The organism is Caulobacter sp. GW822-FHT07D08, assembly GCF_058798735.1.
In genome coordinates this window covers 55,528-81,034 of the sequence record NZ_JBXAKU010000008.1, presented here as the reverse complement: position 1 = coordinate 81,034, position 25,507 = coordinate 55,528, and the positions used below count along the sequence as shown (strand labels likewise).

26 protein-coding genes are annotated in these 25,507 nt (G+C 68.3%); 5 read left to right on the top strand and 21 right to left on the bottom strand.

Annotated elements, in window-relative coordinates; genetic code table 11:
* Positions 1-2 precede the first annotated feature (2 nt).
* From ftsQ to murC, 6 genes are all read right to left on the bottom strand, one after another.
* Complete coding sequence (ftsQ, locus tag AC1RJ9_RS16090) at positions 3-911, bottom strand: cell division protein FtsQ (RefSeq protein WP_492837901.1); 909 nt, start codon at positions 909-911, stop codon at positions 3-5.
* Positions 880-1,851 carry a D-alanine--D-alanine ligase gene (locus tag AC1RJ9_RS16085; RefSeq protein ID WP_492837900.1) on the bottom strand — a complete coding sequence of 324 codons (972 nt, stop codon included), beginning with the start codon at positions 1,849-1,851 and terminating at the stop codon, positions 880-882. Before AC1RJ9_RS16085 ends, ftsQ begins: the two co-directional genes overlap by 32 nt.
* A gap of 166 nt (positions 1,852-2,017) precedes the next feature.
* The gene (locus tag AC1RJ9_RS16080) at positions 2,018-3,475 is read right to left on the bottom strand and encodes a M28 family peptidase (RefSeq protein ID WP_492837899.1); all 1,458 of its coding nucleotides are present in this window, start codon (positions 3,473-3,475) and stop codon (positions 2,018-2,020) included.
* 92 nt (positions 3,476-3,567) lie between these two features.
* A complete protein-coding gene (murB, locus tag AC1RJ9_RS16075) occupies positions 3,568-4,473 on the bottom strand; it encodes a UDP-N-acetylmuramate dehydrogenase (RefSeq protein WP_492837898.1) in 906 nt (301 codons plus the stop codon).
* Positions 4,474-4,482: 9 nt separating this feature from the next.
* Positions 4,483-4,758, bottom strand: a complete 276-nt coding sequence (locus AC1RJ9_RS16070) for a hypothetical protein (RefSeq protein WP_492837897.1) — start codon at positions 4,756-4,758, stop codon at positions 4,483-4,485.
* On the bottom strand, positions 4,755-6,173 hold the full coding sequence (gene murC / locus AC1RJ9_RS16065) for a UDP-N-acetylmuramate--L-alanine ligase (RefSeq protein ID WP_492837896.1): 1,419 nt from the start codon (positions 6,171-6,173) through the stop codon (positions 4,755-4,757). Before murC ends, AC1RJ9_RS16070 begins: the two co-directional genes overlap by 4 nt.
* On the opposite strand from murC, the gene AC1RJ9_RS16060 reads away from it, so the two are divergent.
* Positions 6,172-6,681: a hypothetical protein gene (locus AC1RJ9_RS16060; protein ID WP_492837895.1), complete on the top strand. Its 510-nt coding sequence runs from the start codon at positions 6,172-6,174 to the stop codon at positions 6,679-6,681. The two genes, murC and AC1RJ9_RS16060, sit on opposite strands and share 2 nt — an antisense overlap.
* Positions 6,682-6,694: 13 nt before the next feature.
* Here the strand turns inward: AC1RJ9_RS16060 and AC1RJ9_RS16055 are convergent, their stop codons facing one another.
* The 4 genes from AC1RJ9_RS16055 to AC1RJ9_RS16040 all read right to left on the bottom strand — a co-directional run bounded on the left by AC1RJ9_RS16055 (position 6,695) and on the right by AC1RJ9_RS16040 (position 9,816).
* Positions 6,695-7,138 carry a pseudoazurin gene (locus AC1RJ9_RS16055; RefSeq protein ID WP_492837894.1) on the bottom strand — a complete coding sequence of 148 codons (444 nt, stop codon included), beginning with the start codon at positions 7,136-7,138 and terminating at the stop codon, positions 6,695-6,697.
* Between the two features lie 87 nt (positions 7,139-7,225).
* Positions 7,226-8,314 (bottom strand): undecaprenyldiphospho-muramoylpentapeptide beta-N-acetylglucosaminyltransferase, encoded by a 1,089-nt coding sequence (gene murG / locus AC1RJ9_RS16050; RefSeq protein ID WP_492837893.1) that lies wholly within the window; start codon positions 8,312-8,314, stop codon positions 7,226-7,228.
* Between the two features lies 1 nt (position 8,315).
* The gene (gene ftsW / locus AC1RJ9_RS16045; RefSeq protein ID WP_492837892.1) at positions 8,316-9,488 is read right to left on the bottom strand and encodes a putative lipid II flippase FtsW; all 1,173 of its coding nucleotides are present in this window, start codon (positions 9,486-9,488) and stop codon (positions 8,316-8,318) included.
* 97 nt (positions 9,489-9,585) lie between these two features.
* Positions 9,586-9,816 (bottom strand): hypothetical protein, encoded by a 231-nt coding sequence (locus AC1RJ9_RS16040; protein ID WP_492837891.1) that lies wholly within the window; start codon positions 9,814-9,816, stop codon positions 9,586-9,588.
* Between the two features lie 303 nt (positions 9,817-10,119).
* Between AC1RJ9_RS16040 and AC1RJ9_RS16035 the strand changes: the two genes are divergently transcribed.
* The 3 genes from AC1RJ9_RS16035 (at position 10,120) to AC1RJ9_RS16025 (ending at position 10,911) form a co-directional block, all read left to right on the top strand.
* On the top strand, positions 10,120-10,329 hold the full coding sequence (locus AC1RJ9_RS16035; RefSeq protein ID WP_125159448.1) for a cold-shock protein: 210 nt from the start codon (positions 10,120-10,122) through the stop codon (positions 10,327-10,329).
* Between the two features lie 92 nt (positions 10,330-10,421).
* Positions 10,422-10,778 (top strand): DUF6481 family protein, encoded by a 357-nt coding sequence (locus AC1RJ9_RS16030; RefSeq protein WP_492837890.1) that lies wholly within the window; start codon positions 10,422-10,424, stop codon positions 10,776-10,778.
* Positions 10,779-10,782: 4 nt separating this feature from the next.
* Positions 10,783-10,911 (top strand): hypothetical protein, encoded by a 129-nt coding sequence (locus AC1RJ9_RS16025; RefSeq protein WP_492837889.1) that lies wholly within the window; start codon positions 10,783-10,785, stop codon positions 10,909-10,911.
* Here the strand turns inward: AC1RJ9_RS16025 and AC1RJ9_RS16020 are convergent.
* Positions 10,908-11,339, bottom strand: a complete 432-nt coding sequence (locus AC1RJ9_RS16020) for a thioredoxin domain-containing protein (protein WP_492837888.1) — start codon at positions 11,337-11,339, stop codon at positions 10,908-10,910. The genes AC1RJ9_RS16025 and AC1RJ9_RS16020 overlap by 4 nt on opposite strands.
* Before the next feature lie 193 nt (positions 11,340-11,532).
* Here AC1RJ9_RS16020 and AC1RJ9_RS16015 point away from each other — a divergent pair, with 193 nt between their 5' ends.
* Entirely contained in the window at positions 11,533-12,549 is a 1,017-nt protein-coding gene (locus AC1RJ9_RS16015; protein WP_492837887.1) for a sensor histidine kinase, read from the top strand.
* A 14-nt stretch (positions 12,550-12,563) separates the two neighbouring features.
* Here AC1RJ9_RS16015 and AC1RJ9_RS16010 read toward each other — a convergent pair whose 3' ends face one another.
* From AC1RJ9_RS16010 to AC1RJ9_RS15965, 10 genes are all read right to left on the bottom strand, one after another.
* Positions 12,564-14,603 (bottom strand): hybrid sensor histidine kinase/response regulator, encoded by a 2,040-nt coding sequence (locus AC1RJ9_RS16010; protein WP_492837886.1) that lies wholly within the window; start codon positions 14,601-14,603, stop codon positions 12,564-12,566.
* The gene (locus tag AC1RJ9_RS16005) at positions 14,596-16,107 is read right to left on the bottom strand and encodes an ATPase domain-containing protein (protein ID WP_492837885.1); all 1,512 of its coding nucleotides are present in this window, start codon (positions 16,105-16,107) and stop codon (positions 14,596-14,598) included. Before AC1RJ9_RS16005 ends, AC1RJ9_RS16010 begins: the two co-directional genes overlap by 8 nt.
* Positions 16,108-16,299: 192 nt before the next feature.
* On the bottom strand, positions 16,300-17,715 hold the full coding sequence (gene murD, locus AC1RJ9_RS16000) for a UDP-N-acetylmuramoyl-L-alanine--D-glutamate ligase (RefSeq protein ID WP_492837884.1): 1,416 nt from the start codon (positions 17,713-17,715) through the stop codon (positions 16,300-16,302).
* An 11-nt stretch (positions 17,716-17,726) separates the two neighbouring features.
* Entirely contained in the window at positions 17,727-18,839 is a 1,113-nt protein-coding gene (gene mraY / locus AC1RJ9_RS15995; RefSeq protein ID WP_125159455.1) for a phospho-N-acetylmuramoyl-pentapeptide-transferase, read from the bottom strand.
* Positions 18,839-20,299: a UDP-N-acetylmuramoyl-tripeptide--D-alanyl-D-alanine ligase gene (locus AC1RJ9_RS15990; RefSeq protein ID WP_492837883.1), complete on the bottom strand. Its 1,461-nt coding sequence runs from the start codon at positions 20,297-20,299 to the stop codon at positions 18,839-18,841. Before AC1RJ9_RS15990 ends, mraY begins: the two co-directional genes overlap by 1 nt.
* Positions 20,292-21,752 carry a UDP-N-acetylmuramoyl-L-alanyl-D-glutamate--2,6-diaminopimelate ligase gene (locus tag AC1RJ9_RS15985; protein WP_492837882.1) on the bottom strand — a complete coding sequence of 487 codons (1,461 nt, stop codon included), beginning with the start codon at positions 21,750-21,752 and terminating at the stop codon, positions 20,292-20,294. The genes AC1RJ9_RS15990 and AC1RJ9_RS15985 overlap by 8 nt, the downstream gene beginning before the upstream one ends.
* Positions 21,749-23,512 carry a peptidoglycan D,D-transpeptidase FtsI family protein gene (locus tag AC1RJ9_RS15980; RefSeq protein ID WP_492837881.1) on the bottom strand — a complete coding sequence of 588 codons (1,764 nt, stop codon included), beginning with the start codon at positions 23,510-23,512 and terminating at the stop codon, positions 21,749-21,751. Before AC1RJ9_RS15980 ends, AC1RJ9_RS15985 begins: the two co-directional genes overlap by 4 nt.
* Entirely contained in the window at positions 23,509-23,949 is a 441-nt protein-coding gene (gene ftsL, locus AC1RJ9_RS15975) for a cell division protein FtsL (protein WP_492837880.1), read from the bottom strand. Before ftsL ends, AC1RJ9_RS15980 begins: the two co-directional genes overlap by 4 nt.
* Positions 23,946-24,881, bottom strand: coding sequence for a 16S rRNA (cytosine(1402)-N(4))-methyltransferase RsmH (rsmH, locus tag AC1RJ9_RS15970; RefSeq protein ID WP_492837879.1), 936 nt, complete (start codon positions 24,879-24,881; stop codon positions 23,946-23,948). The genes ftsL and rsmH overlap by 4 nt, the downstream gene beginning before the upstream one ends.
* Entirely contained in the window at positions 24,878-25,345 is a 468-nt protein-coding gene (locus AC1RJ9_RS15965; RefSeq protein ID WP_492837878.1) for a division/cell wall cluster transcriptional repressor MraZ, read from the bottom strand. The genes rsmH and AC1RJ9_RS15965 overlap by 4 nt, the downstream gene beginning before the upstream one ends.
* Between the last annotated feature and the right edge of the window lie 162 nt (positions 25,346-25,507).

The following is a 25,507-nucleotide window of genomic DNA, read 5'->3' as shown; positions in this document are numbered from 1 at the left end:
CGTTACGCCCCGCCGGCCACGGGCTGCCCAGGCAGCGCCGCGTCGCGAGGTCTCACAGCCACCATTTCGGGGTCGCGCAGATCGATCCGCGCAAAACCCATGTCGAGGATTCGCTGTCGTTGGTCGAGCTGATCCAATTGAATCAGCGCGGATTCTTCGTCAATGGCCGGCAGCTGGATCAGCGAACCGTCCTTCAGTCTCAGGTCCCAGCGGCGATCGTCGACGCGCACCAGCGCTTCGAGACGATCCCGCAGGCGCGGCCGCGAGGCCACCGCCGGCAGGATCAGGCCGGCCGCCTGGTCGGCGCCCTGCCCCACCACCAGCGGCAGCGCGGGGAAGCGGGCCGGATCGGCCTCGCTGATCACCCGGCCCTCGCCGTCGATCACCTTCATGCGGCCCTGGTTCTGCCAGACGGCAAGGGCCGGCCGCTCTTCCACCGCGATCAGCACGGTGTCGGGCAGCATGCGCACGACCTTGGCGTCCTTGACCCAGCCGACGCCCTGCACCCGGGCGCGGACATCGTTCAGATCCATGCCCAGCGTCGGCTGGTTCAGGTATAGACCCGAGGCCGCCAGAATATCGCCTTGCGCGGTCGCCGAGGCGCCGCGGATGTGAACCGTCTTCAGCTTGAAGCCCGCCGAGGCGAAGCTGTTGTCGACGCCATGAACCATGGACGCGCCGATGCGCTCGGCCCGATGACCGGTCGCCAGCATGATCACAAGGCCGAGACCCAAGGCCGCGCCCGCCACGCTCAGGGCCACCGTGGGCGACAAACCCACGCCCTTGGCGGCGTGCAACTTCGCGGCCGGCTGCGCCCCCCGGGGCGCCGGCTTGCCTTTGCTCGGACTTGCGGGCGCTTCGGCCCGGGGTCGCCTAGGCTTAGGCGGTCCCCCCCGCACTACAGCGGGCATAGGCGTCCTCCACGATCCATAGAACTAACTGATCAAACGGGATCCCGACGTGGGCGGCCTGCTCGGGAGCGAGCGAGGTCGGCGTCATGCCGGGCTGCGTGTTGACCTCTAGAAGGACCAGAATGTCGTTAATGTCGTCATAACGGAAGTCGGACCGGGTCACCCCTTGGCAACCAAGAGCGGTATGGGCCAGCTCGGCCATCCGCATCGCGCGATCCCTTACGCCATCAGGGATTGGGGCCGGTAGGACGTGAATTGAACCGCCTTCCGAGTACTTGGCTTCGTAGTCGTAGAAACCTGTGGATGCACGGATATCCGTCACCGCCAGCGCCCTGGGACCTTTTGACTCACCGAGCACCGCGACGGCCAATTCCAACCCCTGGATGTAGGGTTCGACCATGACTTCCTCGCCGAAAGTCCACGTAGGAGAGGCAAGTTCTTCCGGCGGACGGTTCGCGCCCTCGAACACCAGGAACACCCCGACCGATGAACCCTCGGCATTGGGCTTAACGACATAGGGGGGCTGCAACACATGGTCGCGCGCGACATCGTGTCGGTTGTAAAGCCCGCCGCCCGGAACGATCACGCCAGCGGCCGCCAGCACGGCCTTGGCCTTGGCCTTGTCCATGGCCAGCGCGGAGGCCAGGACGCCCGAGTGGGTGTAGGGCAGCTTCAGGGTTTCCAGCACGCCCTGGACGCAGCCGTCCTCGCCCCATTCGCCGTGCAGGGCGTTGAAGACCATGTCGGGCTTGGTGGCTGTCAGCACCTGGGCGACGTCGACGCCCGGGTCAATGCGCGAGACCTTGGCCCCCAGCCGCTCCAGCGCATCGGCGCATTCGCGGCCCGACACCAGGCTGACCTCACGTTCCGACGAAGGGCCGCCGAGCAGGACGGCGATGTGGCGGCCGGCCAAAGGGGCGTTGGAAGTCGGCTGGGTCATGGAGGCGCTCTATGAGCCCTCCCCCTCGATGGGGGAGGGTTGGGTGGGGGTGCGGCGCCGCGTCAGACGCCTTGAAAACCCTTCCTAGAGAGGCGGAAAGGCCCTGCCAACACCCCCATCCCTACCCTTCCCCCATCAAGGGGGAAGGAAGAGCGGAGTTAGATGCTTAACGCCCCGCCGGAGCGGCCGGCGCAGCGGCCTTCAGGGCGCGGAAATCCACGTCCGTCTCGGCCACCAGGTAGATGAGGCTGACCCAGGCGGCGACGTTCTGCGCCAGCTCGTTCGGACGCACCTTGTTCAGGGTGTCGTCGGCCGTGTGGTGGTAGTCGAAGTAGCGGCTGGCGTCCTGGCGCATCTCGACCGACGGCACGCCGGCGGACTCCAGGCCAGAGATGTCGGCGCCGCCACCGCGGGCGGGCTCGCGCGCGACGATGATCTTGAGCGGCATCAGCACGTTGGCGACCGTGGTCGCGAACGGCGTGCCTTGAGCGCCGGCCGGCAACTTCAGCGAATAGATGTTGTCCGCGCCCTCGTCGCTCTCGCCGGCCAGGACGATCTTGGCGACCTCGTCCTTGTGCGCGGCCAGGTAGGCTTCCGACGAACCGCCGCTCTCTTCCGAGCCCCACATCACGACGCGGATCGTGCGCTTGGGATGCTTGGGCAGGTCGCCGATCAGCTTGCCGACAGCGGTGGTGATGCCGATGCCCGTCGCGTCGTCCAGAGCGCCGGTGCCGACGTCCCAGCTGTCCAGGTGGCCGCCGATGACGATGACCTCGTCCGGCTTCTCCGAGCCCTTGATCTCGCCCGAGATGTTCCAGGCGACATCGTTCGGATCGGTGGTCGAGGCCAGCTTCAGCTTGATGCGCAGCGGGCCCTTCTTGGCCAGGCGCTCCAGTTGCTCGGCCTCCGGCACGCCCAGGGCCGCCGACGGCACGGTCGAGACGCCGTCGCCAAAGGCGGTGACGCCGGTGTGCGGGACGGTCGAGTCCGAGGTCGAGATCGAGCGGATCAGCACGGCCACGGCGCCGCGCTTGGCGGCTTCGGTCGGGCCCGCGCGACGCGAAATGCCGGCCACGCCATAGCCCGAGGCGTCCTGGGTGCGGACCATCGGCTGGGTGATGACGACGATCTTGCCCTTCACGGCGCTTTCCGGCGCGGCCATCAGTTCGGCGAAGGTTCGGAACAGGGCGACGTCGGCCTCGATGCCCTCGGGCGGGGTCGGGACCGTGCGGCCCAGGCCGACGATCGACAGCTTCATCGGATAAGGGCCGACCAGCTCGGCGCTTTCCTCGCCACGCGTCCAAGACGGCTTGGCGAACTGCTCGACCTTCACGTCGGTGAAGCCCAGCGCCTTCAGCTTGGCCACGCCCCAGTCCTTGGCGCGCTCCATGGCCGGCGAGCCGACGAGGCGCGGGCCGATGGTGGTGGTCAGGTCTTCGGTGACGTCCCAGGCGGTGCGGTCCAGCAGCGCCTTGTCGCGCAGGGCCTCGGCCGTAGCGACGGGATCGGCGGGCTTCGGCGCGACGGCCGCGGCCTTGGCCGACTTGGAAGATTCAGCGTGGGCGGCGCCCGAAAGCAGAGCGAGCGCCGCGGTGGCGGCCAGTAAGCGACGATACATGAGCAAGGATTCTCCCCAAAGGCGCGGGAGTCATAGCACCGCTCCACGCCGGGGGGAGTCAGCATTGCGCTGAACTGTCACACAGCCAACGGGCGCCGCTAAGCCGGGCGTCCGATCCGCTTGATCTCCCAGTCCAGCTGCACGCCGGTCTTTTCCTTGACGTCAGCGCGGACCGCTTCGCCCAGGCCCTCCAGGTCGGCGGCGGTCGCCTCGCCGGTGTTGATCAGGAAGTTGCTGTGCAGCGGCGAGAACATCGCCCCGCCGAACGGCTTGCCGCGCCAGCCGGCCTCATCGACCAGCTTCCACGACGAGTGGCCAGGCGGGTTCTTGAAGGTCGAGCCGCCGGTCTTCTCGCGGATCGGCTGGGTGGTCTCGCGGCGGCTGGTGATCTCGGCCATGCGGGCCTTGATCGCCTCGGGCTCGTCGGCGGTCCCTTCGAACACGGCGTCCAGCACGATCACGGTCTCGCCATCCTGCAGGGCGCTATGGCGATAGGTGTAGCGCAAGTCCTCGACGGCCAGCTCCCGCGCCACGCCCGCGCGATCCATCACCCGGACGGACTTGACGACATTGACGGTTTCCGAGCCATAGCAGCCGGCGTTCATGATCACCGCGCCGCCGATCGTGCCCGGGATGCCGGCATAGAACTCCAGCCCAGCGATCCCCGCCTCGGCCGCCTTGCGGGCCAGGATGGCGTCCGGCACGGCCGAGCCGGCCCTGATGCGGTTGCCGCCCAGCGGCTCGACGCCGTTGAAGCCCTTGCCCAGCCGGATGATCACGCCCTCGACGCCGCCGTCGCGGACCAGGAGGTTCGAGCCCACGCCAATCGCCAGCACGGGCGCGGCCGGGTCCAGGGCCTTGAGGAAATCGGACAGGTCCTGCTCGTCGGCCGGCAGGAACACCACGTCGGCCGAACCGCCGACCCGGAACCAGGTGAACGGCGCCAGGGGCTCGTCGATCAGCAGCCTGCCGCGGACGGTCGGGAGATTGGTTTTCCAGCTCATGCGGGGGCTCTAGCGCGTCCTGGATCGTTTCTCAAAGTGCTCGACCGTCCACCAGGCCAGGACCAGCAGGATGCCGACGACGATCAGGCCGATATGCGCCCCGTGCTCGAACGGCGTGACATAGGTGACGCCGCCGGGCTGCTTCAGCGCCACGACGAATGGACCGTCGGGCGCCTTGGGACGCTGGGTCGTCAGCAGCCTGGTGAACCACCAGCTTCCAGCCAGGTACGCGATCACCGCGACGACGATCGCGGCCTTGGTCGCGATCCAGCGGTTGATCTTCACTTCGCCAAAGCTTCCAGCTGCCCCGGAAGAGCGTAGGACCAGCTGGTGATGTCGCCCGCGCCCAGCAGGACGACGAGATCGCCGCTGGTCGCCTCGGCCGCGATCAGGGCCGGAAGGGCCGCGGGGCTCTCCAGCGGCAGGGCGCGGCGATGGCCGAACTTCTTGAGCCCCTCGACCAGGTGGTCGCGGTCGACGCCCTCGATCGGCTGCTCGCCGGCCGAGTAGACGTCGGCGACGATCACCGTGTCGGCGTCGTTGAAACAGCTGCTGAACTCGGTCATCAGGTCGCGCAGGCGAGTGTAGCGGTGCGGCTGGACCACGGCGATGACCTTGCCCGTCGAGACCGCGCGGGCGGCCTTCAGCACGGCGGCGATCTCGACCGGGTGGTGGCCGTAGTCGTCGACGACGCGGACGCCGTTGGCGACGCCCGTGGTGGTGAAGCGGCGCTTGACCCCGCCGAAGCCGGCCAGGCCCTTGCGGATCGACTCGGCGTCGACGCCGAGCTCGCGGGCCACGGCCACGGCGGCGGTGGCGTTCAGCACGTTGTGGTGGCCGGCCATCGGCATCTTCAGGCCGTCATAGCGGACGACCTCGCCGTCGCGCGGCGAGACGATGATGTCGAAGGTCGCGCCTTCCGGCCCCATCTCGATGTTGGAGACCCGCACCTCGGCCTGGGGATTGGTCCCATAGGTGACGAGCCGGCGGTTCTCGATCCGCGAGGTCAGGGCCTGGACTTCGGGATGGTCGATGCAGACCGCCGCGAAGCCGTAGAAGGGGATGTTCTGGATGAAGTCCTGGAAGCCCTTCTTGACCGCGTCGAAGTCGCCCCAGTGGTCCAGGTGCTCGGCGTCGATATTGGTGACGATGGCCACCGTCGATTTCAGGCGAAGGAACGAGCCGTCGCTCTCGTCGGCCTCGACGACGATCCAGTCGCCCTCGCCGACCTTGGCGTTGGTGCCGTAGGCGTTGATGATGCCGCCATTGACCACGGTGGGGTCCAAGCCCCCCGCGTCCAGCAGGGCCGCGACCATCGAGGTGGTGGTGGTCTTGCCGTGCGTGCCGCCGACGGCGACCGAGAACTGCAGGCGCATCAGCTCGGCCAGCATCTCGGCGCGGCGAACCAGAGGCAGGCGCTTGTCGCGGCCAGCGACCATCTCGGGATTGTCGGCCTTCACGGCCGTGGAATAGACGATGGCCGAGGCGCCCTCGACGTGGCTGGCCTCGTGGCCGATGAAGATGCGCGCGCCCAGCTTTTCCAGCCGCTCGGTATTGGCGCTGGCCTTGGCGTCGCTGCCCTGAACGGTGTAGCCGATACGCAGCATGATCTCGGCGATGCCGGACATGCCAATGCCGCCGATGCCGATGAAGTGCACGGGGCCGAGTTCGAAGGGGACGGGACGTCGACGCTGGATCATGAAAAGCCGATTAGACCAATTCCGCGCGCCGCGAAACGTCCTCCTGATCCTCTTAGTGTGGACAGCGCCTGCGCTCGCTCAGCAGCCCTCGCCCGCTCCGCTTGAACTGCGCCTGGCCGATGTCGGTCGGTTCGCGAGCTTCGTCGACATGGGCGGCGTCCAGTGGAGCGGCCGCACGGCGAAGCTGCGCGTGCTGCAGGTCACCGAGGGCGGCTTCAAGGCCGGCGCGGAAGAGTTCTGGGGCGGCTGGCGTCACGAGGTCATCGACTGCAAGGCGCGGACCATCGCCCACGCCGGGTTCGGCAGCATCCGGACGAGAGGCCGCGAGGGTCCGGTGACCGGCGATCTGCGCTCCGCCGCCCCCCTGCCCGCGGGCAGCACGGACGAGGCCGTGGCCAAGGTGGTCTGCGACGGCTGGAAACCCTTCGCCAAGGTTCCTGTGGCGAACAGCGTCGAGGCGGCCGTCGCGATCGGCCGCCCCCTGATCGAGACGGGGGCCGAGCCGTAGGGCCGCGCGGCCTCTACCGGATCGCGTTGAACGCCGCGGTGAGACGGCGCTTGGTCAGCGGCGGCGCGGAGGCCAGAACCTTGTTCGATGTCGCCGGATCGAGCTTGGCGTCGCCCACCTTGGCGACGAACACCATGCCCATGCTCCAGTGCGGCAGGCATTTAACGCCGTAAACGCCCGGCTTGGTAAGCTTCAGCACCACTTCCTTGCCCATCACGCCCCTCACCGGCGCGACGCCGGCCGGCAGCAGCTCCGGGATCGACTCGGCGTTGTGGCCCGGATCGGTGGGAATGAAGCGGATGGTGTCGCCCACCTTCAGCCTGGCGGTCGAGGGTTCGAACACCATCGGCCCCTCGGCGCCCTGGTTGCGCATCTTGACCGTGAGCTCGGCGGCCGAGGCGAAGCCAGCATGCGCGACGACCGCGACGGCGCCGGCGAAAATCAACGTCCTGAACATGGGCGAACCTTCTCTGCGCGAGCGGTCACAGCCGCTGCGCGTTCGCCTTAGGCCGGTCCGCGCAGGAGAGCTTTGCGCAAGCTCAAGTCAGCGCCGCGCCGTGCGCTCCACAAGATCCGCCAGTTCCTCAGCCGCGTTCGGCTTGGCCACCGAGCGCGCGCCCTCGGCCATCCGCGCCAGACGCTCCGGGTTCTTGAGCAGGGCGTTGAGGGCCCCGGCCATGGCGTCGACCGTCAGCTCGTCCTCCAGGCACACAGCCGCGCCGCCCGCCTCTTCCAGGAGCTTGGCGTTGAAGCGCTGATGGTCGTCGGCGGCGATCTTCAGCGGGATCAGGATCGACGGCCGGCCGGCGACCGCCAGCTCGGTGCAGGTCGAGGCGCCCGAGCGGCCGATCACCAGGTGCGCCTGCCGCAGATAGCCGGCCATGTCGCGGAAGAACGGCGCGACCTCGCAGTCGACCATGGCGTTGCGATAGATCTTGCGGGCGTTTTCCATGCTCTCGGCGCGGGCCTGCTGGAAGACCTTGAGGCGCGAGCGCATGTCCTCGGGCAGCTTGGCCACCGCCTCGGGGATCAGCTCGGACAGCAGGCGCGCGCCCTGGCTGCCGCCGGTCACCAGGATCCGCAGCTGCACCTCGGGAGGGATGTAGGGCACGTCGTAGAGCGCGCGCACCGGCGGGCGCACGGGATTGCCGACGACATGGGCGCGGGCCTTCACGGCGGGCTTGGCCATCTGCAGCGTCGGGAAGGCGCAGGCGACCTCGTCGACGCGCGGGGCCAGGAAGCGGTTCACGCGGCCCAGAACCGCGTTCTGCTCGTGGATCACCGTCGGGCGCTTCTGGCTCAGCGCGCCCAGCAGGGCCGGCAGGGCGGGATAGCCGCCAAAGCCGACGACCACGGCCGGGTCCAGGCGCTTGAAGGCGGCGCGGGCCTGCAGCACGCCCTGCATGACCGTGAAGCCGGCCTTGATCATGCCCAGCGGGTCGTTGGACTTGGCCGTGGCGGCCGACAGCGCCAGCCGCTCTTCGGCCGGAAACTTGTCGGCGTACAGCGCGCCGCGATCGTCCGTGGCCAGCACGACACGCCAGCCGCGCGCGGTCAGGGCCTCGGCGAGCGCCTGGGCGGGGAACATGTGGCCGCCGGTTCCTCCGGCGGCGACGACAGCCAGCTTGCTCATCTCAGGCGAAAGCGCCGTCGTGGCCGAACTCGCCGCTCGCCCCATAGGCGCCGGGGCGCTTGCGCACCAAGGCCAGGGCCATGCCCAGAGTCAAACCCATCGCGAGCATCGAGGAGCCCCCGTAACTGATGAACGGAAGCGTCATGCCCTTGGTCGGGATCATGTTCAAGTTCACGGCGATATTGATGATGGCCTGTTGCCCCACCAGCACGAACAAACCGGCGGCCGCGACCTGCTCGAACGGGTCGTTCAGCTTCATGGCCTTGTACAGCCCGCGCACCACCAGGAAGGCGAAGATCGCGATCAGCGCCCAGGAGAAGATCAGCCCGTACTCCTCGGCGGCCACCGAATAGATGAAGTCGGTGTGCAGGTCGGGCACGTGGCGCTTCATGACGCCCTCGCCCGGGCCGCGCCCGAAGAAGCCGCCGGCGCGAATGGCCTCGGCGGCGCGGGTGATCTGGTGGGTGTCGGCCTGATCGGGACTGAGGAACTTTTGCACCCGGGCATGCACGTGGTCGAACAGGAAGTAGGTCGAGGCAAGACCCGCCAAGGCGACCACGCCAAGGCCCATGATCCACGAGATCGGCACCCCGGCCATCCAGAAGGCGGCTCCGAAGGCGATGGTGATCAGCACCGTCTGGCCGACGTCCGGCTGGATCAGCAGCAGGGCCACGGCGATGAAGTAGAGCAAGAAGGCGATCGAGACGCCCGGCACCCCCTCGCCCTTCTGGCCCTCGGCGAACATCCACGAGACCAGCACGATGAGGGCCGGTTTCATGAACTCGGAGGGCTGGAGCGTGAAACCGCCGAACTGCAGCCAGCGCGTGGCGCCCTTGGCGTTGTGGCCGATAAACGGCAGGGCGATCATGATCGCGATCGCGCCGATATAGATGAAGAAGGCCGCCCGCCGGATCCCCTTGGGCGACAGCATCGATACGGCCAGCATCAGCACCGACGAGGCGCTGGCGAAGAAGCACATGCGGATGGCGAAATGGAACTGGTCCTCGATGCCGATCCGCTGGGCCGCGGCCGGGCTGGACGCGAACGACAGCAGCATGCCGAGCGTGGCCAGCAGGGCCGTCGCGCCCAGCAGCCAGCGGTCGGTCGTCCACCACCAGATGCCGATCGCGGTGCGGTCGGTGCGGGCGAAGGCATGTGTCGCGTTGGAGGCCATGGCCGGAGAGTCGGACCGCAGGGTTAATCAAATCTTGCCGCGCCGTTCTACGCCGGTGGACATGCGTCGAAAAGCGCGTGCGAACCGCTGGTCGCGATCAGCGCAGTTCGAAGTACGCCACCTCGCCGCCCTCGGTATGGGCGACCACGGCGATGTTCAGCGCCTCGCCGTCGTCGAGGGTCAGGCGGCATTCGCCAGCCCGGAAAGCCTGCCGCAGGATGTCAGGCTCGCCCGTGAGGCTGCCCTTGCCGCTCTTGCGCCCGGCAGGCCCGCTGGCGACGAGCAGGGAGAAGGCCACGGCGCTGTCCTGGCGGGTGACCGTCAGCACGCCGTTTCCGGTGCGAGGAAGCTTCTGGAGCTTGGTTACTGGCATCGAATACGAAGCATGAGACTGAAAAACATGCCCTATTATTACAGAATGAAACCGGCTGATGTAGAATAATATTCAGAAACCGCTTGCGGAATTTCGCCTGTCGGCGCATGGTATATTTCATCGAATATCGAACTGGTTCGGCCGCTCTCCATGCTTGCTCTTCGGATCGAGCCCCGAGCCTCTCCAAATCCTCTCCGAAAATTTGATCGCATGGCTCGTCTCGAGTCGCGCGCGTCCTATCATGCAAGGAATACATCCATGACCACCGGCACCGTGAAGTGGTTCAACTCCACCAAGGGCTTTGGCTTCATTCAACCCAACGACGGCGGCGCTGACGTGTTCGTCCACATCTCGGCCGTCGAACGCTCGGGCCTCGGCTCGCTCGACGAAGGCCAGAAGGTCAACTTCGAACTCGAGCGCGACCAGCGCAGCGGCAAGATGTCGGCTGGTCAGCTGACCGCCGCCTAAGGATTCAGACAGGCCCGGATGGATCATCCGGGCCTGTCGTCCGTTCATCTTCCCGCCGGCTCGCGACTTCGCGTCCGGATACGAAAGCGACCATGAATCCATTAGACATCCGCCATTCGGACCGCCTCAAGACGGCCGCCGACGCCAAGGCCGCGCTGCTGGCCAAGTTCAAGCCGCGCGCCGCCAGCATCGACCCGTTGTTCGCCCAGCGTGAAACGCTGCGCGCCCAGGAACTGACACAGGTCCGCAAGCTGCGCGCCGACGCCAAGGCCGCCGTCAAGCAAGCCACCGCCGACGCCGAAGCCGCGCGGATCGAGGCGCAAGCCGCTCTGGACGCCGAGGCCCTGACCGCCAAGCGCGGTGAGCGCAAGGAACGCAAGGCGCTGTCCGCCGCCGACGCCAAGGCCAAGCGCGACCAGCGCTACGCGGCCCGCAAGGCCCGGAACTAGACCGGTGGCCCGCAAACCCAACTACGATTTCGAGCGCAAGGAACGCGAGCGCCAGAAGGCGGCCAAGGCCGCCGAGAAAGCCGCCGCCAAGCGTCCCGCTTCGGACGACCCGTCTCCGTCGAACGAAGTCTAGACCAAAGCGCGCCGCGTCCAGTCGACGATCTGTGGCGCGGTCATGGCTCCGGCCTGCCGGGCGACGACCTGACCGTCCCTGTAGAGCACCAGGGTCGGGATGCTGCTGACGTTCAGCGCGCCCGCGGCGGCAGGTTCGGCTTCGGAATCGAGCTTCAGCAACCTTACGGCCGGCTCCAGCTGGCGCGCGGCGGCCGCGAAGGCCGGCGCCATGCTCCGGCACGGCCCGCACCAAGGCGCCCAGACATCCAGCAGCAGGGCCGTCCCTTTCGTCATGCGGCGATGACGATCCAGTTCCGCGCCGGTCACGGCCGTCGGACCGCCGGTGAACAACAACGACTTGCAGCGACCGCACTTGGCCGAGAGCGGATCGCGATCCTCCGGAAGGCGATTGCCGGCTCCGCAGGCGACGCAGACGACCTGAGACATCGAAACTCCTTCAAGCCCTGACGTCGGAACAGCCACGAAAAGCGTGGCCGTTCCATCCGGGCGCACTCAAGTAAATTCAGATGGTTGGACGCTCCGCTGTGCGCAAGACGCGCGAAGGTCCGCCGAGTCGCACAGGCTTTGCTTGAATTCGCCCGTCAGCCAGTGATCATGGACCGTATGGCAGGGGCGACGCGTGGCCGACGAAGGATCCGATAAGGCCGTTCTGGAAGGCGCCGGGGCTTATTTCCTCAGCGTGGTCGAGGCCAGCCCGGACTGCATCCGCGTGATCAGCGCCGACGGCCGTGTCGAGTACATGAACGCCCAGGGTCAGTCGCTGTTCGAGATTGACGATTTCGACGGTCGCAATCGCCAGCGCTACTGGCCCGACCTGTGGCCGCCGGAAAGCCGCGAAACCGTCGAGCAGTCTCTGCGCGCCGCCCTCGGCGGCCACGCCGTCGCCTTCCGCGCCTTCTGCCCCACGGCGCGGGGCGCGCCGCGCTGGTGGGACACCACCGTCTCGCCGATCCTGGAGCACGGCCGGGTGATCCGTGTGCTGGCCACCTCGCGCGACGTCACCGGCGAGCGGAGGGCGGAGGCGCACCGCCAGTTGCTGGTCAACGAGCTTAACCACCGGGTCAAGAACACCCTCGCCACGATCCAATCGATCACCAACCAGTCGCTGCGCAACGCCGGCGTCGAGGCCACGGTGCGCGACGCCCTGGAAGGCCGGCTGATGGCCATCGCCGCCACCCACAACGTACTGACCGACCAGAACTGGTCGGCGGCCAATCTGCGCCAGATCGTCGACGGCTCGGTGACGCCCTACAGCGCCAGGCCCGGCCAGCTGACCATCACGGGCCAGGACCTGAAGGTTTCGCCAAAACCGGCCGTGGTCATGGCCCTGGCCTTCCACGAGTTGGCGATCAACGCGCTGAAATACGGCGCCCTCTCCACCCCCGACGGCCATGTGGACGTCCGCTGGTCGGTCGATCCGAACGACCAGCTGATCATCGAATGGGCCGAACGCGGCGGCCCCACGGTGCGACCGCCGGAGCGGCGGGGGTTCGGCTCTCGCATCGTCGAAACGGCCTTGCCCAACGAACTGGGCGGCCTGGTGGCGCTGGACTACCGCGCCGACGGCCTGCGCTGCTCGATCCGCTCGCCACTGGCGGCGCTGGACAAGGTGGACGCCTTCATGCCGCTGGAGTGAGCGGCGACGCTTCCCTATCCGACGGCGGCGGCGCGCTCGCCCAACGCCTTGCGGACGGCGACGGCCAGGTCGCTGACCTTGAACGGCTTGCGCAGGACGGCCTCGGAATTGACCAGTTCCCGGATCGCGCCAGCGTCGGCGTAGCCGGTGATCAGCAACATGCCCAGCTGGGGAATGACCTGACGCGCTCGCCTGGCGACCTGGGCGCCGTCCATGCCCGGCATGGCGAAGTCGACGACCATCAGGTCGGGGCGATCCTCGGCCAGGCGCGCCAACCCCTCCTGCCCGCCCGACGCCTCGGTGACGCGGTAACCCAGCGAGCGCAGGCACTGGACCAGAAACCGGCGGACGCTGGGGTCGTCGTCGATCACCAGGACGCGTTCGCCTTCGCTGAGCGGAGTTTCGTTCGGCGCAATGTCGCTGGGCCGGATGCGATCACCGGCCTCGGTGATCGGCAGCCAGATCTCGACCGTCGTCCCGACGCCGACGGTGCTGTCGATCCGCACCGTGCCGCCCGACTGGGTGGCGATGCCATAGACCTGACTGAGGCCCAGCCCCGTCCCCTTGCCCACACTCTTGGTCGTGAAGAACGGGTCGAACACCTTTTGCAGCAGATCCTTGGGAATCCCGTGGCCGGTATCGCTGACCGCGATCACGACGTGGTCGCCGGGCTGCAGGCCTTCGCGCCATTCGTCGGAAATCCGGCTCGAGATGGTCACCACGCCGCCATCGCCCATGGCGTCGCGGGCGTTGATGGCCAGGTTTAGCATCGCCAGTTCCAACTGGTTGGCGTCGGCCTTGGCCCGCGCCGCGCCGGCGGCCAGCGCCATGCGGACCTCTACCGTGTGGCCCAAGGTCCGGGTCAGCAGGTCGTCCATGCCGGTGATCAACGCGTCGACCTCCACGGGCTGCAGATCCAGCTGCTGGCTGCGCGAGAAGGCCAGAAGCTGCGCGGTCAGCTTGGTGGCGCGCTCGACACCCTCGCGGGCGTTGGCGGCCATGCGCTTGACGCGCTCGTCGTCGCTGCGCCGCTCGATCATGTCGATATTGCCGACGATGGCGGTCAGCAGGTTGTTGAAGTCGTGGGCGATGCCGCCGGTCAGTTGGCCGATGGCGTCCATCTTCTGAGCCTGGACCAGGGCGGCCTGGGCCTGCTCGCGCTCGCTGATCTCGGTCAGCAGGCGCTCGTTGGCGCGCTGCAACTCACGGACGCTGTCGGCGATGCGCTGTTCAAGCGTCTCGTTGAGCAGGCGCAGTTCCGCCTCGGCCGTTTTGCGCCCGGTGATGTCGAGGCTGATCCCCGACATCCTTCGCGGCTCGTCGGGCCGAATCCGGTTGAGCCGCCCACGCACCTGCACCCAGTGCAGGGAGCCGTCCGGCCAGAAGATCCGGTACTCGACGTCGTAGTCCTCGGCGCACCCGATCGAGGCGTTCAGCGCGGCGGCGCGCAGCGCCTCGTCCTCCGGGTGGACGGCCGCCTCGACGCCGGCCAGCGTCAGCGGCTGGTCAGCGGCATGGCCGAAGTGGCCGCGCGTCGCGGCGGACGTGGTCAGCGCGCCGCTGTCCAGATCCAGGTCCCAGGCGCCCAGCTTGCCGGCTTCAAGGGCGAAGCGAAGCTGCTCCTCGGCCCTGGTCTGGGCGTGCAGGTGATCGCGGGCGAGATATTGGCGATGACGGGCGCGGATCGCCGAGTGCGCCGCGCTGATCAGCGTCTCGGCGTTGATCGGCCGCTCCAGCAGCACGATGTTGCCGATGCCCTTGAGACGTTCGGCGTCGGCCTGGGTCCGTTTGCCCGGCTGTTTGGTGACCAGCACGATGAACGGAAAGTCCGACCAGGTCGGCTGATGGGCCAGCCAGTCCGTAAGGGCGTCCGAGGCCCCCTGGGCCAGCGCCTCCTCGGTCAGGATCGCCGCGCCGGCCTCGTCGCCCAGCGCCTGGCTCAGCTCGCCCAGGTCGCCACAGATCTGCGAGGCGTGACCGACATGGCTCAGGGTTTCGGCGATGACCGCCGCGTCCCGCCCTCGTGGCGCCAAGATGAGGATCGGCTTAGGCATCCGCCAGCCGACTCTTCTCCTCGCCCAGCATGTCGATCTTGCCCTGGTACGAGGGCAGGCCGGACATCACGCCCTGGAAGTCGGTCAGCGCCTGCCCCACCTCGATGCCGTGTCCGGTCAGACGGATCTCGCGGATGGTTTTCTCGTGCGCGGCCGTGCGGCTCTTGACCGCCGAGACCGCCGTCAGCACCGAACCGGCGGCCTCGAAAAAGCGGAATAGCAGGATGCCATCGCTGAGGTAGCTGAGATCGATGTCGCTGCGAACTTCGCCGATGAAGCCATGCTGGCCCAGGATCAGCAGAGTCACCACGCCCTGTTGGTTGAGATAGGTCAGCAGTTCGTGCATCTGCAGCAGCAGGAACTTCTGCCCCGGCATGGCCTGCAGATAGGCGTTGAGGCTGTCGATGACGATGGTCCGCGCGCCCTGGCGCTCCACCGCGTCTCGGACGTGGAACGCGAACTCCCCTGGCGACAGCTCGGCCGGATCGATGGCGCGGACGATCAATCGGCCGTTGTCGATATGGGGCTTCAGATCCATGCCCAGCGCCTTCGAGCGCGTCAGCAGGGTCGTCAGGCCCTCATCGAACAGATAGTAGGCGACCGTCTCGCCTCGCTCGAGCGCGGTCAGGGCGCAGCGCACCGAGGTGGTGGTCTTGCCCACGCCTGAAGGCCCGCTGATCAGGGTGTTGGCGCCGCGCGTCAGCCCGCCGCCCATCAGCGCGTCGAGGCCTGGCGCGCCCGTGGACACCATCTCCTGGACGAACGTGGCGGGATGGTCGGCGGCGACCAGGCGCTCGAAGACCTGGATGCCGCCGGTGTCGAGCGAGAAGTCGTGAAAGCCGCCTCGGAACTTGATGCCCCGCATCTTGACGACCTCGAGTTGTCGACGCTGCGCGCCGTATTCCTGGGTCATCCGCCGTAGGCTGATCACCCCGTGAGCGATGCTGTGCAGTTGCAGGTCGCCATCCTCGGCGGTCTGGTCGTCCAGCAGCAGGACCGTGCACCGGCGGGCGGCGAAGAAGTGCTTCAGCGCCAGGATCTGCCGGCGGTGGCGCAGCGGATTCTGGGCCAGCAGCCGCATCTCCGACAGGCTGTCGAAGACCACGCGGAGCGGCTTGGTCTGCTCGACCTGCCTCATCACCCCGCGCGTGGTCTCGCCAAGCTCGACATCGGACGGATGCAGCACCGACTGCTCGCTGTCGGGGTCCAGCCCCTCTTCGCTGACCAGCTCGAACAGGTCTATTCCGTCCAGCGACCAGCCATGGCTGGCGGCGGCCGCCTTGAGTTCCTGCTCGGTTTCCGAGAGCGTGATGTAGAGCCCGGTCTCCCCCAGTTCGCGCCCCTTCAGCAGGAACTGCAATGCCAGGGTGGTCTTGCCGGAACCCGGCGTGCCCTCGACCAGGTAGATGCGATCGCGCGTCAGACCGCCGCCCAGGATGTCGTCGAGCCCAGACACCCCCGTGCTGACACGGGCGCCTTCTCTCTCGACCCTGGCTTCAGACATGCTCGCTCCGTAGACGACGCGCCACCTCCCTTAGCGGCGCATGAACGGTTCAACGCCGAAGGCACGGCTAAGTTCAGCCGCGCCGCGCCCGACACGCGGACGGCGGCGAGGGGCGTTGGCAAGCCCGATGGAATTGAGAGCGACTCGTGAAGATCGTGGAGCGTCAGTCGCGGCCTTGCGGCCAGATGGCCTTCACGCCACCGCTGACTTGTCGCCGCTCGCCGTCAGGCCGTTGACCGCGGCGCGGAACGCTTCGCCCCGGGCCTCGAAGTCGCTGAACTGGTCGAACGAGGCGCAGGCCGGCGAGAGCAGGACGACGGCGTCCTCGCCGCTGGCGGCGGCGTCGGCATAGGCCTGTTGCACGGCCTTCTCCAGCGTGCCGCTCATCTTCACGTCGGCCTTGCCGGCCAGGGTCACGGCGAAGACGTTGGCCGCCTCGCCGATCAGATAGGCCTTGGCGATGCGCGGGAAGAGGTCCTTCAGGTCGTCGATGCCGCCGGCCTTGGCGACGCCGCCGGCGATCCAGTAGAACTTCGGATAGCTGGACATCGCCTGGCGGGCGGCGTCGGCGTTGGTGGCCTTGCTGTCGTTGACGAAGCGGACCCTGCCGATCTTGCCGACGGTCTCCATCCGGTGCGCCAGGCCCGGGAAGGTCATCAGACCCTCCACCGCGTCGTGCGCGGGGATGCCGATGGCGCGGGCGGCGGCGTAGGCGGCCGCGGCGTTCTGCCAGTTGTGGCGGCCCGGCAAGCTTCTTGCCCGAAGGAGGTCGGCCATCTCGACCACGCGTTCGCCGGTGGCGTCGTAGAGCACGCCCTGCAGGGCGTAGACGCCCCGGCCCATCGCCTTGCCGGCGCTGATCGGCCAGATGGTGCGGCGGTTGGCGGCGGTGATCTCGGTGCAGATCTGCTGGCACCAGGGATCGTCGACGCCGATGATCGCGGTGTCGCCCTTGCCCTGGTTCAGGAAGATCCGGCGCTTGGCGGCGATATAGCCGTCCATGCCGCCGTGGCGATCCAGGTGGTCGGGCGAGATGTTCAGCAGCACCACCGCGTCGGGCTTCAGGCTCGAGGTCAGGTCCAGCTGATAGGACGACAGCTCCAGTACGTAGACCGCGCCGCCGTGCATGTCCTCCAGGCCGAGAACCCCCAGGCCGATATTGCCGCCGACCCGCGTGTCGCGGCCGGCCGAGGCGCACAGATGGCCGATCAGGGCGGTGGTGGTCGACTTGCCGTTGGTGCCGGTGATGGCGATGATCTTCGGGCGCTTGTGCGCTGGCGCGGCGTTGACCGTCCGGGCGAAGAGCTCGACGTCACCCAGGATCTCGACGCCGGCGGCCTTGGCCTTGCCGACGGTCCAGTGCGGCTTGGGATGGGTCAGCGGCACGCCCGGCGACAGCATCAGGGCGGCGAACTGGCTCCAGTCGGCGGCCTGCAGGTCGACGACGGGGAAACCCTCGGCGGCCGCGGCTTCGCGGCTCTCCGGCTTCTCGTCCCAGAGGGCGACCTTCGCCCCACCCGCGATCAAGGCGCGCGCGGCCGTCAGTCCGGTTCGGCCCAGGCCGAACACCGCGACGGTCTTGTCCTCGAATCCGCGGACGGGGATCATACTCGGGCTCCCTAACGCAGTTTCAGCGTGGCGAGGCCGACGAAGGACAGCATCATCGCCACGATCCAGAACCGGATCACGACGGTGGATTCAGCCCAGCCCAGCTTCTCGAAATGGTGGTGGATCGGCGCCATCAGGAAGACGCGCTTGCCGGTCTTCTTGAAGTAGGCGACCTGGATCATGACGCTCAGCGCCTCGGCCACGAACAGGCCGCCGACAATGCCCAGGACCAGTTCGTGCTTGGCGCAGACAGCGATCGCGCCCAGCGCGCCGCCCAGGGCCAGCGAGCCGGTGTCGCCCATGAAGATCTTGGCCGGCGGGGCGTTGTACCAGAGAAAGCCCATGCCCCCGCCGATGATCGCGCCGCACAGCACCGCCAGTTCGCCGACGCCTGGCGCGAAGTGCAGGTTCAGATAGTCCGCGAACTTGTAGTTGCCGACGAGATAGGCGATCAGGCCGAAGGTCGAGGCGGCGAACATCACCGGCACGATGGCCAGGCCGTCCAGGCCATCGGTCAGGTTCACCGCGTTGGAGAAGCCGGCGATCGTGACCGCGGCGAACACCACGTAGAACCAGCCCAGATTGATCACCAGCGCCTTGAAGATCGGGAAGACCACGCTGGTCTCCATGCCCGGTGTCATCGGCGACTTGGGCGCCCACAGGATCAGGATCACGGCGGCGACGATGGCCACGGCGAACTGGGCGACCAGCTTCTGGACGCTGGAGAGGCCGGCCGTGGTCTGCTTGGTGACCTTGGCGTAGTCGTCCATGAAGCCCAGCAGGCCGTAGCTGCCGGTGATCAGCAGCACGACCCAGACGTGGATGTTGCGCAGGTCGGCCCACAGCAGGGCGCCGACGAACAGGCCGGCCAGGATCATGAAGCCGCCCATGGTGGGCGTGCCGGCCTTCTCGGTGACGTGACGGGCGATGCCATCGGTGCGGATCGGCTGGCCCTTGCCCTGCTTGGCCTTCATCCAGCGAATGAAGCGCGAGCCCATGGCCACGGCGACGATATAGGCGGTCAGCATCGCCATGCCGGACCGGAAGGTCAGGTATTTCAACAGGTTCAGCGCCGGGACATGCTCTTGCGAGCGCGCCAGCCATTCGTACAGGAAGTACAGCATCAGCCCTGTTCCCCAAGGTCGAGCGCCGCCAGGGCCCGGGCGAGAACCCCGGCCTTGGAGCCGTTCGACCCCTTCACCATCACCACGTCGCCAGGCCGGATCGCCCCCGCCAGCTGCGCCGTTAACTTTTCAGTAACTTCCGCGTAGCCGCCTCGCCGAGTCGGCGGAAGCGCCTCCCACAGCGATTTCATGTGGACGCCTGCGACAAAAACAACGTCAACGTTTGCATGGTCGATCGGGCCTGCAAGCTCGGCGTGAAACCGGTCGCTGTCCTCGCCCAGTTCGAGCATGTCGGTCAGCGCCACGACCCGGCGACCGGCGACCTTGCGCGCGCCCAGGGTCTTCAGAGCGGCCTGCATCGAGACCGGATTGGCGTTGTAGCTCTCGTCGACGAGGGTGAAAGTCCCGCCGTCGATGCGGACGGTCTTCTCGGCCCCGCGACCTTCGATCGGGGCGAAAGCCGCCAGGGCGGCCAAGGCCGTCTCGCGCGGCACATCAAGGGCTTCCAGCATCAGCAGGACGCACAGGCTGTTGGGGCCCCAGTGGACCCCGGTCTGCAGCAGGGCAATCTCGATGGGTTCGCCACGCAAGACCGCCTTAGCCACCGATCTTCCCGGCGAAAGCCGGGACCCAGATTCATCCGGAGCGCCCGTCGCCTTGTCATCTGGGCCCCGGCTTTCGCCGGGGAGATCGGACGAGAAAGAGACGAGCTGAGCTGTGCAGTCCGGTGAAGACCCGAAGCTCCAGACGGTCGCGCCGGCCTTCTCGGCCTCGGCCTTCAAAAACTCGAACCAGCGGTTGTCGGCGTTCAGAACCGCGATCCCGCCCGGCCGCAGACCGGCGAAGATCTCGGCCTTGGCGCGGGCAACGCCCTGCTCGCCGTCGGGGAAGTTCTCCAGATGGACCGGGCCGACCGTGGTGATCGCCACCGCGTGCGGCTGGACAAAGCCCGACAGGGGCGTGATCTCGTCGGCGTGGTTCATGCCGATCTCGAACACGGCGCGCTCGCTGTCGCGCGGCATCCGGGCCAGGGTCAGCGGCACGCCGATGTGGTTGTTGTAGCTCTTCACCGACGCGTGGGCCTTGCCCGCCAGACGCAGGCCCGCCTCGACCGCGCGGGTGACGCTGGTCTTGCCGACCGAGCCGGTCACCGCCCCGCGCTTGCACTGCGGCGCGCGCTCGCGAGCGGCGACGCCCAGCCGCTCCAGCGCCTTGAAAGTGTCTTCGACCATTACGGCCGGCGCGTCGACGGCCTTGGCGGCCAGGACGCCGGTCGCGCCGTTGGCGACCGCCTGCGCGACGAAGTCGTGGCCGTCGCGCGCGCCGACCAGCGGCACGAACAGGTCGCCCGCCTCGACGGTGCGGGTGTCGATCGAGACGCCGGTCACGGCGAAGTCGCCAGCGACCGCGCCGCCAACGGCCCGCGCGATCTCGTCAGCCGTCCAAAGCGCTTCAGGCATCGACGCCCTCCAACGCTTCCAGGGCCTCGGCCACGTCGTCGAACGGGTGGACGACGCCAGCGACGATCTGGCCCTGCTCGTGGCCCTTGCCGGCGATGACCAGCACGTCGCCATCGCCCATCAGGTCGACGGCGGCGCGGATCGCGGCGCGTCGGTCGCCGATCTCGCGGGCGCCCGGCGCGGCTTCCAGGATAGCGGCGCGGATCGAGGCCGGGTCTTCCGAGCGCGGATTGTCATCGGTGACGATGGCGATGTCGGCCAGCTTGGCGCCGATCGCGCCCATCAGCGGACGCTTGCCGCGATCGCGGTCGCCGCCCGCGCCGAACACGGCGATCAGCTTGCCGCGCGTGTGCGGGCGCAGGGCTTCCAGCACGGTCTGCAGACCGTCCGGCGTGTGAGCGTAGTCGACATAGGCCTCGCCGCCCTTGGGACCACGCCCGACACGCTGCAGGCGCCCGGCGGCGCCTTCGAGGCTCTCCAGGGCCTTCAGCACCTTGGCGACGTCCTCGCCCGCGGCGACGCACAGGCCGGCGGCGACCAGCACGTTCGAGGCCTGGAAGGCGCCGGCCAGCGGCAGCTTGATGTGGTGGACGACGTCGTCTGCCTCGATCACCAGGTCCTGGCCGGCCGGGGTCGGGGTGCGCGAGATCAGGCGCAGGCCCTGGCCGTCCTCGCCCACCGAGAAAATGCTCTGGCCCGAGATGACGGCGGCGGCGGCGAAATTCGGGAAGGCCTCGCTGTCGGCGTTCAGCACCGCCATGGCCCCGCCGGGGGTAAGCGTGTCGAACAGACGCAGCTTGGCGGCGCGATAGGCTTCCATCGAGCCGTGATAGTCGAGGTGGTCCTGGGTGAAGTTGGTGAAGCCGGCGGCCTTCAGCTTGACGCCGTCGACGCGGCGCTGGTCGACGCCGTGCGAGCTGGCCTCCAGGGCCAGGTGGGTGACGCCCATCTCGGCCAGACGCGCGACCATCTCGGCGACGTCGCCGGCGTCCGGCGTGGTCAGGCCCGGCGGGGTCAGTTGCTGATCCGGTTGGCCCGCTTCACTCACGACGACGCCCAGGGTGCCCATGCTGGCGGCCTTGTGGCCCAGCTTGGCGAAGATCTGGCGACAGAAGCCGGCGACCGAGGTCTTGCCATTGGTGCCGGTGACGGCCACGCACATGGCCGGCTGCTTACCCCAGAAGGCGGACGAGGCCAGGGCGTAGGCGCGCCGGGCGTCCTCGGAACGGACCACCGGCACGCCCAGGCCTTCCAGCCCGTCTTCGGGCGCCAGGATGGCGGCGGCGCCCTTGGACACCGCGCCCGGCGCGAAGTCGCGGCCATCGACCTTGGTCCCCGGCAGCGCGGCGAACAGCCAGCCGGCCGTGACCTTGCGGCTGTCGGCGGTGACGCCGGCGATCACCGGGTCACTGGCGAACGGACGGTTGAACAGTTCCGACAGATGTCTGGTCATAGCCCCGCCTCCGGTGTGGCGCTCTTCTGGGGGCTGGCGATGGTCACCAGCTCGGTCTTGCGTTGCACGCCCAGGAACGGCGCGATGCGTTCGATCACCTTGCCGGCCGCCGGCGCGCCGACCCAGCCGCCGGTCGAGAAACCGAACGACTTGGCGTTACCGTGCGGCTCGTCCATCAGGATCAGCACGAAGTAGCGGTCCGCCTCCAGCGGGCCATCGGTCGGGAACACCGCCGCGAACGACGAGACCTGGCGCTGGTGGTTGTAGCCGCGGATCGAGGGGTCGTATTTCTCGCCGGTGCCGGTCTTGCCGCCGACCGAAAGGCCCGGCACGTCGGCCTTGCCGCCGCTGCCGCCGGGAAGGACGTTCGCCCGCATGATCTTCAGCATCTCGGCCGAGGTGTTTTCCGAGATCACCCGTTTGCCCTCCGGGCGCACGCCCAACGGCAGCTTGCGGATGGTCAGGGGCCTCATTTCGCCGCCGTTCAGCAAGGCGTTCATCGCCTGGGCCAGGGCCAGCGGACTGATGTTCATACCATGGCCGAACGAGGTGGACGCCACCGCGTCCACGTCCCACTTGCGCGGCGTGAGCGGCCTGGCCGACTCCATCAGCTCGACCTTGGCCGGCTTGGTGAGGCCCAGGTTGGTGAAATACTGGCTGAGCCGCGCGCCGCCGATCCGCTCGGCCAGTATGGCGGTGCCGATGTTCGACGAGTGCTTGAACACCTCGACCAGGGTCAGGATCGCCTTGGCGGCGTGATAGTCGTGGATCGTGCGATAGCCCAGCTTGTAGGGCTCGCGCGCGTCGAAGGTCGAGGCGGGCGTCGCCACGCCGGTATCCAGGCCGATGGCCACCGTGAACGCCTTGAAGGTCGATCCCATCTCGTAGACCGAGGCGGCGGCGCGGTTCAGGCGCTGCTCGTCGGTCGCCTCGCCCGGCTTGTTGGGGTCGAAGTCGGGCAGGCTGGCCAGGCCCAGGATCTCGCCGGTGTGGACGTTGGTGACCAGGCCCACCGCGCCCTTGGGCGTGAACTCGGCGGCGGCCTTGCGCAGCTCGTCCTCGAGCGCGGCCTGGACGCGGATGTCGATCGACAGCTGGGTCGGGCCGCCCTGCCCGCCGGCGGCCTTGCGGATCGGATCGTCCAGGGCGCGCTCGGCGCCGGCCAGGCCCTTGCCGCCGCTGTCGACGAAGCCGATCAGGTGCGCGGCCGTCGGACCCAGAGGGTACATCCGCCGCTCCTGCTCCTCGAACGAGATGCCGGGCAGGCCCAGATTGAAGATGGCGTCCTTTTCGTCGGGTGTCAGGCCGCCCAGGACGAAGGCGCGGTGATCGCCGAACACGGCCTTGTCCAGGCGCTTGGCCGGGACCTGCGGCAGGGCCTTGCCCAGGGCGCGGCGCACTTCCTTGGCGTCCCAGACCTCGCGCGGATCGACATAGAGGGCGTAGTGAGCCAGGTCGACGGCCAGCAGCTTGCCGTTGCGGTCGACCACATCGCCGCGCGCGCCGTCGGCGCCCTGGGCGTAGCCGTTACCCTGCCCCGCGTGCGAGAACAGCGCCGCCCAGCCGGCGCCCAGGCCGACGCCGACGAAGCACAGGCTGAAGAAGCCCATGACCAGGAAGATGCGGATGCGCGTGTCATCCTCGGGCTTGGCCGCGGCGCGCGAGCGCTCGAAGGCGTGCTCCAGCCGCCATACGCGCTCGATCAGCCACCGCCACAGCGGCGACTGGAAGCCGCCGGGACCAAGATTGGAGAGGCTCATCGCTGGACCCCTTCAGCTTGAGGGGGCGGCGGGATGTCGTCGGGCACGGCTTCCGGCGCGTCGGCGGCCAGGGCCTCGGGTGCGACCGGCGCGGCCGAGATCGGCGCGCGCGGCAGCTCGCGGCGGCGCGCGACGTCGATCAGGGCGTCCTCGGTGATCTCGTGGTCCGGCGCGATCGGCTTCAGCTGCATCATCTGCGCCAGTTGCTCGATGCGGCGGGGCTGCTCCAGATGGGCGACCTCGGCTTCCAGCAGACGCTTGCGGACGCCCTCGTCGACGATCTCCTGCTCGATGCGGCTGATCTCCTGGCGCTCGCGACCCGCGAAGGTCTTGGCCAGATAGACGCTGGTCACCAGGGTCAGCAGGACGCCCATGCCCGCGACCTCGACGATGCGGAAGCCCCGGATTCGGCGATCGAACAGGCCGACGCTGGTCACGCGGAAGCCTCCCAAACGGGAGCCGCCGTGCGCACGGCGGCGCGCAGCTTCGACGAGCGCGCGCGCGGATTGACGGCCAGCTCGGCCTCGCCCGGTGCGATGGCCTTGTTGGCGATCAGTTGGAAGCTGGCCGGCGCGCCGGTCGGCGCCTGCGGCAGGTGGCGCGAGCCGCCCGGCGTGCGCCCGGCCCGCTCGGCTAGGTAATTCTTGACGATGCGGTCTTCCAGCGAGTGGAAGGTCACCACCGCCAGCCGGCCGCCCGGCTTCAGGATCCGCTCGGCGGCGGCGAGCCCCGCCTCCAGCTCGGCCAGTTCCTCGTTGACCGCGATGCGCAGCCCCTGGAACGAGCGCGTGGCCGGGTGGACCTTGGCGCCCTTGCGGCCGCCCAGGGCGCGTTCGATGACGTGCGCCAGGTCCAGGGTGCGCTCGAACGGACGCTCCTCGCGACGCTTGACGATGAAGCTGGCGATGCGGCGCGAGGCGTGCTCCTCGCCATAGACATAGAGGATGCGGGCCAGCTCGGTGTGGTCGAGCTCGTTGACGAGGTCGGCGGCGGTCGGACCCGTATCGCTCATCCGCATGTCCAGCGGGCCGTCGCGCATGAACGAAAAGCCGCGCTCGGCCTCGTCCAGCTGCATGGACGACACACCGATATCCAGCACCACGCCGTCGACCGACTGCGGCTCGAAATGCTCGGCCATCCGGGAAAAGCGGTCCTGGATCAGGCGGAAGCGATCCGCCGGCAGGCCTTCGGTGAACTTCTGGACGGTCGGGTCGCGGTCAAAGCCGACGACGGTCGCGCCCGTGGCCAGGATCGCGCGGGTATAGCCGCCGGCCCCGAAGGTGCCGTCGATGATGGTCTCGCCCGGACCCGCGCCCAGGGCCTCGACCACTTCATTCAGCAGGACGGAGATGTGCGGCGCTTCGCTCACGACGCAGCCCCGAACTTGGCGACGCGCTGTTGGGCGCGCAGGGCCGCCAGACCTTCCTTGGCCAAGTCACGCTGCGTCGCGCGATGGGCCTGGAAGGCCTCGCGCGACCAGATCTGAAAACGCTCACCCATACCGACGACGGCTACCCAATCCGTGAGGCCGCACATTTCGCACAGCTGGTCGGGGAGCGTAATGCGACCAGCTGTATCAAAAGACAGTTTGGCCATGCCGCCCAGGACGCTGGTCTCCAGCGCGGTGCGGGTCGGATCTCCGAACGGCATCTCCTCGATCACCGCCAAGTAACGATCGAACAAGGCTTTTCCGCCAGCTTCCAGGCAATCGGCCTCGATCGAGGGGAAGCAGAAGATGCCGTCGAACAGGCCGGAGACGGCCGCGCGGAATTCCTGCGGCACAACGATGCGCCGCTTGCTGTCGAGCTGTTTCTCGAACGTCGAGAGAAACACTGAAGCCAACCCCGCCCAAGCCCAAGCCGGTCGGCGAGCTGCCACCACCTCGCCCCGACGCGAATTGGGTTAACATGGGATGAACTGGGAGACAATGACACCAACTGCCATTTCATCGACAATTCAAAGATGTCGCACGCCTTCTTCACGGAGCACGGAAGT

What these genes read in the sequence shown, in the direction of transcription:
- ftsQ (WP_492837901.1), bottom strand. Translation starts at nt 911, where the DNA reads ATGCCCGCTGTAGTGCGGGGGGGACCGCCTAAGCCTAGGCGACCCCGG.
- AC1RJ9_RS16085 (WP_492837900.1), bottom strand. Translation starts at nt 1,851, where the DNA reads ATGACCCAGCCGACTTCCAACGCCCCTTTGGCCGGCCGCCACATCGCC.
- murB (WP_492837898.1), bottom strand. Translation starts at nt 4,473, where the DNA reads ATGAGCTGGAAAACCAATCTCCCGACCGTCCGCGGCAGGCTGCTGATC.
- AC1RJ9_RS16060 (WP_492837895.1), top strand. Translation starts at nt 6,172, where the DNA reads ATGAAAAGCCGATTAGACCAATTCCGCGCGCCGCGAAACGTCCTCCTG.
- murC (WP_492837896.1), bottom strand. Translation starts at nt 6,173, where the DNA reads ATGATCCAGCGTCGACGTCCCGTCCCCTTCGAACTCGGCCCCGTGCAC.
- AC1RJ9_RS16055 (WP_492837894.1), bottom strand. Translation starts at nt 7,138, where the DNA reads ATGTTCAGGACGTTGATTTTCGCCGGCGCCGTCGCGGTCGTCGCGCAT.
- murG (WP_492837893.1), bottom strand. Translation starts at nt 8,314, where the DNA reads ATGAGCAAGCTGGCTGTCGTCGCCGCCGGAGGAACCGGCGGCCACATG.
- ftsW (WP_492837892.1), bottom strand. Translation starts at nt 9,488, where the DNA reads ATGGCCTCCAACGCGACACATGCCTTCGCCCGCACCGACCGCACCGCG.
- AC1RJ9_RS16035 (WP_125159448.1), top strand. Translation starts at nt 10,120, where the DNA reads ATGACCACCGGCACCGTGAAGTGGTTCAACTCCACCAAGGGCTTTGGC.
- AC1RJ9_RS16030 (WP_492837890.1), top strand. Translation starts at nt 10,422, where the DNA reads ATGAATCCATTAGACATCCGCCATTCGGACCGCCTCAAGACGGCCGCC.
- AC1RJ9_RS16020 (WP_492837888.1), bottom strand. Translation starts at nt 11,339, where the DNA reads ATGTCTCAGGTCGTCTGCGTCGCCTGCGGAGCCGGCAATCGCCTTCCG.
- AC1RJ9_RS16010 (WP_492837886.1), bottom strand. Translation starts at nt 14,603, where the DNA reads ATGCCTAAGCCGATCCTCATCTTGGCGCCACGAGGGCGGGACGCGGCG.
- AC1RJ9_RS16005 (WP_492837885.1), bottom strand. Translation starts at nt 16,107, where the DNA reads ATGTCTGAAGCCAGGGTCGAGAGAGAAGGCGCCCGTGTCAGCACGGGG.
- murD (WP_492837884.1), bottom strand. Translation starts at nt 17,715, where the DNA reads ATGATCCCCGTCCGCGGATTCGAGGACAAGACCGTCGCGGTGTTCGGC.
- mraY (WP_125159455.1), bottom strand. Translation starts at nt 18,839, where the DNA reads ATGCTGTACTTCCTGTACGAATGGCTGGCGCGCTCGCAAGAGCATGTC.
- AC1RJ9_RS15990 (WP_492837883.1), bottom strand. Translation starts at nt 20,299, where the DNA reads ATGCCTGAAGCGCTTTGGACGGCTGACGAGATCGCGCGGGCCGTTGGC.
- AC1RJ9_RS15985 (WP_492837882.1), bottom strand. Translation starts at nt 21,752, where the DNA reads ATGACCAGACATCTGTCGGAACTGTTCAACCGTCCGTTCGCCAGTGAC.
- AC1RJ9_RS15980 (WP_492837881.1), bottom strand. Translation starts at nt 23,512, where the DNA reads ATGAGCCTCTCCAATCTTGGTCCCGGCGGCTTCCAGTCGCCGCTGTGG.